Genomic DNA, 7,528 nt, shown 5'->3' with positions numbered 1-7,528 from the left:
ATAGAGCAAGAGCATTTCCTCGAAACTTCCGTTAGTGGCACCCACACGGGCGGACAAAACAAAGAGGAAGATTGGGATGAAGAGGAAGAGGGAGATGCAGGAGGTCTCGAATTATAGATCTGTGATAAAGAAAAATTCTATAAGTAATAAGCAAGTAAAGTAAAAGAACAATGAACAAAAGGTTTAAAAATTTGTTTTTAGTAACATGTGTTTTCTCTGTTTCGATATTGGTTGCAGCATGCCAAAGCGAAACACCCGACAGTCCTTCAGGTAGTGGCACTATCGAAATAGGTGAGACAAAGACTTCTTTCACAGCAGGTGATGAAGGATTTGTCGCTGAAAATACCCGTGCTACGCAAGCACTTCCCGAAAATCGAACAGTGGATATGGGCAATGGTTTGACAGCAAATATCAGTATTGAAGAAGATGCTGCAGAGAATACTCGTGCCCCGAAAAGACTTGATGGTGGTGGTACATTCTCCATTTATGCGGTAGATCCTCTTACACATCAAAGAGTAATGGGTACCAATGGAAACCGTAAACTGCTCAAAGGCAAGTTCGTGAATGGAGATTTCGTACCTACAGGAGGAGCACTTACGCTTGCACCAGGCACTTATCAGTTTGTGTGCATCAATGATGACGCTATTACGATAGACCCCGTTACATTTCGTCTGACCTACAGGAATGGGAAAAATGCAATGGTAGGACTGACCGGAGCGCAAACCATCACCGCTGCTGACCGCAATTATTCCGTTCATTTTAAAATGCGCCATCTGTGTGCGAGAATACGCGTGAAGTTGATGACGTATAAGCAAGATATTTCAAGTATCAGGTTGCAATTTGGAAGCAGGGTATTCGGTCATGACTGGGCATATGAGGCTCTCGCTGACGGTTCCTATTCCACAACATTACAGACCACAACTCATAATTACGCATACGATTATCCACTTTCTGCGGCTACAGCCAATGATGCAGAACTGGGTTCTGAACCTTTCTTTGCTACCGGCAATTATCTGTATATTCTACCTGGTGGAATTAATGGTAAGCATAATTTTCTGAAATTTACAAGTGGTCAAATCTATGGGAAATCCATACCGAACCATGAGATTTATTTAAGTGCTAATGGGGCGTTACCTTCAACTGGCTGGCAAGGTAAATCTTATACTGTCCGCTTTGCGCTCACTCCCACCACCACCCCCATATATCTGTTTAGCGATAAAACGGTGGGCATGCTCGAAGACAAAGGTAGTCGCACACCCATTGCTTTGGTGTATCGCGGGAAGACGAAGACGCAGCAGGGCATTGCCATGGGATTGCGCGGCACGGTGAAAGAATGGGAAATAACCACTTCTCCCACTTATAACGGCAACAACTACACCACCGCATTTGCAACCTCTGATGATGCGCTGCAAGATGAAAACGGCTACAACTGGACATGGACTTCGAGCACCGACGTAGACGGCCTTGTAAAGGCCAACCAACAAACCCGCTACCCCGCATTTTATTGGGCTTCGCACGACCCTTACGGTGTAGGTTTCGGCGAATGGTACTTCCCCGCCATCGGCGAAATTATCAATGTTTTTGATAAGCTTGCCAAGAAAACAAACGTTTCGAGTAGTTATATAACTTTTCAGAAACAGCTGAGTGTTATAACAAACGCTTTTGTGAATGCCGGTGGAACCAACCCGTTTCAACAGCGGTCCTGGTCGTCTACAATATACACCAGCCCTGGATTTTCAAGCCCTATTGTGTTTTATCCGAGTGGTAGTAATGATATTGTAGTTCGCCCGCAGGGTGCAGCAAAAAGCCATTTGGGTTATATCCAAACCTTCCCCTTTGTGCGCTATTAATGCATATTCCTCTATCCGCTCCGCCCCTGCAGCATCCACGTGGGGGCGGAGAAGAGGGAAGGAAAGCCTATTACAAGTTGGGACGGCGCAAAACACTCGCTTTTTTGTGCGGGAATATACCCTTTAGGAGGCGCAGCCAATTAGAGCAACGGGGAGAGCAGGCGAACGAGGGATTCCCAAAGATGTTGCAGGAAAGGGCGCCTGCGAAGGTTGGAGACGCGGTTGAGGGGAATGCTTTCTTTTAAGTCGTCGTAGAAGAGTTGTTTTACGCGTAGGGCGAGGCTTGGGTCGTAGAAGAAGATGTTTGCCTCGAAATTGTTTTCAAAGCTGCGAAAGTCGATGTTGGTACTGCCGCATGTGGAAAGGGAATCATCGCAGACAAGCAATTTAGAGTGGTTGAATCCTGCTTTATAGAAGTAGACTTTTACGCCGGCTTCCACCATTTGCAACACGTAGGAGCGGGATGCCCATTCCACGAACTTGGAATCGTTGTGTAAGGGAACGAGCAAGCGCACGTCTACACCTGTGAGCGCGGCCGTGCGCATGGCAAAGAGCACGGGTTCGGTGGGTAGGAAATAGGGTGTTTCTATGTAGACATATTGTTTGGCTTCGAGCAATATGCGGACGTACCCCTGCATGATGTCCGGCCACGGAGAGACGGGGCTGCCGGTTACCACTTGGGCTATGCAGTTGTTTTCCTCGACGTTGAGTGATGGATAGAATGCTCTGTCGGTAATCAATGTGCGGTCTACGAAATACCAGTCTACTAAAAACGCCCGTTGCAATCCATAGACAGCTCCGCCGGAAATGCGGAAATGCGTGTCGCGCCACGGCTGATGAGCTTTTCCTTTCACGTATCTTAAGGCGATGTTGAAGCCGCCGATAAATCCCGTGTGTCCGTCTATCACGCATATCTTGCGATGGTTGCGGTAGTTAATTTTGCCCGTGAATGCAGGAAACTTCACCGGCATGAAAGCGTGTACTTCGATGCCCTCTTCGCGCAGACGCTCGAAGAAAGAGGAGTTGACATGCCAGCAGCCCACATCGTCGTAGATGATTCTCACTTGCACGCCCTCACGTGTTTTGTCTATCAGGGCATCGCAGACAAGGCGGCCTATGGGGTCGTCTTCGATGATATACGTATCGAGATGGATGTGGTGGCGTGCCTTTCCGATGGCCGAGAGTAGGGCGGGGAAGAAGGAGTAGCCGTCTCTGTAGATGTCTACGTGGTTATCTTTAAAGGGCAACGCCCAGTTTTGGTTTGTGAAAAGATTGATGAGCGAGATGTGTTGCTTCGGCAAAACAAGGTTCTTCTGTTCTACAAATTCGAGCATGGAACGCTTGGAGAGGCGGTCGAGACTCTGCTGACTGATGATGCGTTTCTTGCGGGTGTTCCGACCGAAAAAGAAGTAGAAGATGATGCCGACGACGGGCAGGAACAGAAGCACAAGCACCCATGCCATGGTCTTTGCGGGCTGTCGATTGTCTGTGAGCACAGAGACCAAGGTTCCTAACACGACTATCGTGTAGATGAGAATCACAATCCAATGTACGTATACCATTGTGTCGCTGGGATGTTTCCTTAGTTTTTTCTTAGTCGTTGAATGGTGGCGAGTTCATGAAGAGCGAAGTCGCTGTTGTCGGGTTCGTTGAGCATGCGTTTCAAGAGTTCTTCTGCTTCATTATATTTTTTACGTCTGATGAGCAGAGTGGTCTTTCTGCGTTGCAGGAAAGAGATGAATTTCTGCACGTATCCTTCGTTTTCCGTCTCGCCGTTGTGGTGATTTCCCTGCGTTTGGGTTAAAAGGGTGTCGATGAGGCGTTCGGCGCGGAAGTCGCCCATGTTTACCAAGCAGTTGACGTAGGCCTCGGTGTAGGTGATATGGTTGAAGCCAAACGCGATGAACAGATAGTAATATGCCTTCTTAAATCGATGCAGTTCGGCGTGGCAGAATCCGGACAGATACGCCACTTCGCAGAGTGTTTCCATCTGTTCGTTGCTCATTTCGGCAGATGTCTCCTGCATGCTTTCAAATGCGTATTCGAGATACGACAGTGCCTCATAGTAGCGTTGGCGGAGGAAGAGTTGCTTACCGAAATACAAGCAATAGGCGATGGTGGGGTCGATGATATGGAGGATGAGACGTTGTTCGTCGGACAGTAAATGCTCTTCACCACGTTGCTGTTTGTCTTTTGCATCTTGCCACATGAACCGGAACTCAAGGTTTTTTCGTTCCGTGGTTGCGTCTAAGTCTACAGCCATCAGACAACCACAGCTTCTTTCCTGCGTCTCATAGCTGCCGAGCGGCAGGTTTGCGGCTGGCGAAAGTGGCATGAGCGTGGCTGTTGCCCGATAGTATAAAGTGTGTGTGCTATTGCCCGCCGTTTCGAGAAACAATTGCATGAAACGTGGCCTGTCGGACTTCTTTGCCTCGCAGAAGCACACTTCCAGCGTGGCGTGTGCTCTGACGAATGCCGACAGGTTGATGCCGTCGGTTAAAGCACTGTATATGCGGAAAGTGTTGATGATGCCCTTGTCGGTGAACACTTTCACTGTGTCGGTGACAACTTTTAATTCTTGCGGCTGAAAATCCGCGATGCCAAAGAGTCTTTCGGCGAGTTCGGGCAATGTCATGCCGCTGTCGAGCGTCTCGCGATTACCTTTCCGCAACGGGCGGCGCAGGATTTCCTGTTCGCGAAGCAACGAGAACTGACGGTCGAGTTCCGCTTTTCCTTGCTCCACATCCAAGTCGACAAACTTTCCCCGTTCGGCATTCAGCTCATGATATTTCTGTACGAACGAGTTTCTCCATGCGAAAATATTTCGTAAAGCCTCGGTCATCACCCGCTCTGCAGTCTTTTCATGCAGATAGATACCGGCGATGATATGCACATTCGTTCCGTGTTCGGTATTGTCGACGGTGTACAACAGATGTTCGGCGCGCGTGTTCATGTTGCATCGGTTGCAGAGTTCTCTGACGAGGTTGAGCTTGTCGATGCTCACGCAGAGGAAGAAAAGATACGACAGCCTTATAGCTTCGGCATCTTCGCTCACGTAGAGTCTGAAGTGTCCCTCTTGAAACGTAAATTCGGCAATCTGTGCATCGTCTTCGCTTTTCCATACTACGGGGCATTGCAGCCGATGCAACGTGTCGTCTATCAGTTGCTTCTTTTGTTGGAGTGATGCGACCCTTCCTCGTTTCCACATCCGTATGTTAGGGAGAAGCAACAAGATTCCCAGCACGACCAGAATGGCCGTGAGCAGCAGTAGTATAATAATCGTTGTTTGTGGCATAGCTATGGGCAAATATACGATTTAATTTTTAAATCGTGAAGAAGTTTATCCTCTTTTCATGGCGTTGTCAATAGGCAAAGGCATTGCGGTGGGTGCGTTGGCCGAATTGTCATTGCGTAAAGGCATTAGAGGAGGCCTTTTATCCTTGGCACGTCGGGCATATTCGGCAATAAAGGTTTCATCGGTGCCACAGCATCCGCCTACGATGTTCACGATGCCTTCGTCGATAAACTCCTGAATATCGGCACCCATTGTCTCGGCCGTCTCGTTGTAAAACCCCATGCTGTTGGGAATACCGGCGTTGGGATAGGCCGAAATGTAGTAAGGCGCCTTGTGTGCCAGCTCTTTCAGATAGGGCTTCATCTGCTTCGCACCGAAAGAGCAGTTCAGTCCGATGGAGAAGATGGGGTAGGGACTTACGTCGGCAAGAAATGCCTCAAGTGTCTGTCCACTCGGCATGTTGCCAGTCAGATTGTTGATGGTGATGGAAAGCATGATGGGCAGTGTCTTACCCGCACGCTCCATCGACTGCATGGCAGCGGCGATAGCTGCTTTTGCATTGAGTGTGTCGACGATGGTCTCAATCAGAAAGGTGTCTGTACCACCGGCTATCAGTGCGTCCATCTGTTCGGTATAGGCCTTGAAAAGTTCGTCGTAGTGGTGCTTGCGTAGGACGGGATTATTTACGTTGGGGCTTATGGAGCATGTCTTGTTCGTAGGTCCCACGGAGCCGCAAACGAACCGTGGATGGGTTGGCGTAGAGTATCGGTCAGCGGCACGACGTGCGATGCGAGCACCCTCGAGCGCCATCTCGTGTGCGAAATCCTCTAACTGATAGCCGGCTTGCGACACGGCCTGACTATTAAACGTATTGGTGGAGATGAGGTCGGCACCGGCTGCCAAGTATTTGTCGTGTATTTCCTCCACGATGTCAGAGTGGGTGATGTTGAGTACATCATAGTTGCCTTTCAGCATGCTTGTGATGTCTTTGAACCTTTGACCGCGGAAGTCATCTTCCGTCAGATGATACCGTTGTATCATCGTGCCCATAGCACCGTCTAAGATTAATATGCGTTGTCGGATGAGTTCCTGAATCGTCATTCTTATCTTGCGCGTTTTGTTTAGAAACGTTTTATCGCCCTGTCCATCTCTCGTTTGTCTTCCTTGGCTTTCAGCGTCTGTCGCTTGTCGTATTCTTTCTTCCCTTTGGCGAGGGCAATGTCCATTTTTGCCCTACCGTTTTTGTCGATAAAAACGAGAGTCGGTACAATTGTGAACCCCACTTGCTTCGTAGCCTCCTGCAACTTATGTATCTCTCGTTTGTTGAGTAGCAATTTACGGTCACGCTTGCTCTCGTGGTTGTTGTACGAACCATAGAAATACGGCGACACATTCATGCCCTTTACCCATATCTCACCGTTGTTGATATAACAAAAAGTATCTGTGAGCGATGCCTTGCCCATGCGGATAGATTTGATTTCCGTTCCGGTAAGCACGATGCCTGCCGTATAGGTATCTATAAAGAAGTACTCAAACGATGCCTTCCTGTTTCTAATCTGTATGGGGCTTTTCTTCCTTATCAATTCTTCTTCCTTATTCACTGTTCTTCCTTTTATATATAGAGGCTTGTTACTTTTCTATCACGGCAAATTGACCGATGTGTTCATCTACATATCGCGCCACCAGTGCCGTCCATTCCTCTTCGTTTTCCACAAAGCGGTCGTCGAACTCATCGAATTCGGGCATCTGTTCAAACATAGCCATAAATTCTTCATCGGAACATTCGCGCTCTATTTCCTCGTAAAACCGATTGTATAGCTTGTGCACCTTGCGAATGAGACTACATAAATCCGCTAATCCCCACGCACGTATGGCTTTGTCGAACGGATTTTTGAAGATGAAAGGACCATACCCATTGTGGATGAGCTGAACGAAACCACCATCCATTACCTCGTCTCTTAGGATATGATAGGCTAATAGCGTGATTTGCTGCGCATTGATTTCCTGTATCGTCTCTTCATTGAGTTCGCCACCAATAGCAGTCAGTATACCATCCGTAACTGTTTGCAGAAACACATCCATGCCCTCTTGCGTGGCTTTTTGCAAGCAGTTGTCTGTTATTCTTACTTGTTTCATGGGCTATATGTATTTGATAAACATCCATTTGCTTTTTGCAAAGTTAGTAAAAAAAGGTGTAAGATGTGTAGTGCGAGGAAAGTTTCATGCCCCTTTTTCTTGATAATTTTCTGTCTTTGTGCTGATTGTATTGTTTATGGATTGTTTTTTTGTTTTGTTTTTGTGGTGCTTTTTTCGTATTTGCTGTTCTGGTGTTTATGATTGTGGTTTTCTGGTTTGTAAAGTTGGGATTGATAAGTCGGTGTCT

At 47.8% G+C, this 7,528-nt stretch carries 6 protein-coding genes; 1 reads left to right on the top strand and 5 read right to left on the bottom strand.

Annotated elements, in window-relative coordinates:
* Positions 1 to 191 precede the first annotated feature (191 nt).
* Positions 192 to 1,850 carry a hypothetical protein gene (locus HMPREF0658_RS04240; protein ID WP_139047714.1) on the top strand — a complete coding sequence of 553 codons (1,659 nt, stop codon included), beginning with the start codon at positions 192 to 194 and terminating at the stop codon, positions 1,848 to 1,850.
* Positions 1,851 to 1,990: 140 nt separating this feature from the next.
* On the opposite strand, the gene cls is transcribed toward HMPREF0658_RS04240, so the two are convergent.
* Genes cls through HMPREF0658_RS04215 form a run of 5 tightly spaced genes read right to left on the bottom strand, consistent with a single transcriptional unit; the run spans position 1,991 to position 7,281 of the window.
* A complete protein-coding gene (cls, locus tag HMPREF0658_RS04235; RefSeq protein ID WP_006948833.1) occupies positions 1,991 to 3,412 on the bottom strand; it encodes a cardiolipin synthase in 1,422 nt (473 codons plus the stop codon).
* A gap of 20 nt (positions 3,413 to 3,432) precedes the next feature.
* Positions 3,433 to 5,145, bottom strand: coding sequence for a hypothetical protein (locus HMPREF0658_RS04230; RefSeq protein ID WP_006948832.1), 1,713 nt, complete (start codon positions 5,143 to 5,145; stop codon positions 3,433 to 3,435).
* A gap of 45 nt (positions 5,146 to 5,190) precedes the next feature.
* A complete protein-coding gene (locus tag HMPREF0658_RS04225; protein WP_006948830.1) occupies positions 5,191 to 6,246 on the bottom strand; it encodes a homocysteine S-methyltransferase family protein in 1,056 nt (351 codons plus the stop codon).
* A 20-nt stretch (positions 6,247 to 6,266) separates the two neighbouring features.
* Positions 6,267 to 6,746: an SsrA-binding protein SmpB gene (gene smpB / locus HMPREF0658_RS04220; RefSeq protein WP_006948828.1), complete on the bottom strand. Its 480-nt coding sequence runs from the start codon at positions 6,744 to 6,746 to the stop codon at positions 6,267 to 6,269.
* 28 nt (positions 6,747 to 6,774) lie between these two features.
* Positions 6,775 to 7,281 (bottom strand): DMP19 family protein, encoded by a 507-nt coding sequence (locus HMPREF0658_RS04215; RefSeq protein WP_006948826.1) that lies wholly within the window; start codon positions 7,279 to 7,281, stop codon positions 6,775 to 6,777.
* Between the last annotated feature and the right edge of the window lie 247 nt (positions 7,282 to 7,528).

Origin of the sequence: Hoylesella marshii DSM 16973 = JCM 13450 (genome assembly GCF_000146675.1) — a bacterium.
GTDB lineage: Bacteria > Bacteroidota > Bacteroidia > Bacteroidales > Bacteroidaceae > Prevotella > Prevotella marshii.
The sequence above is the reverse complement of the archived record's forward strand: the minus strand, read 5'-3'. Positions and strand labels throughout refer to the sequence as shown.

Bases quoted from the DNA above. Each gene is read 5' to 3' on its own strand.
- HMPREF0658_RS04215 (WP_006948826.1), bottom strand. From the start codon at position 7,281: ATGAAACAAGTAAGAATAACAGACAACTGCTTGCAAAAAGCCACGCAA.
- HMPREF0658_RS04225 (WP_006948830.1), bottom strand. From the start codon at position 6,246: ATGACGATTCAGGAACTCATCCGACAACGCATATTAATCTTAGACGGT.
- cls (WP_006948833.1), bottom strand. From the start codon at position 3,412: ATGGTATACGTACATTGGATTGTGATTCTCATCTACACGATAGTCGTG.
- HMPREF0658_RS04230 (WP_006948832.1), bottom strand. From the start codon at position 5,145: ATGCCACAAACAACGATTATTATACTACTGCTGCTCACGGCCATTCTG.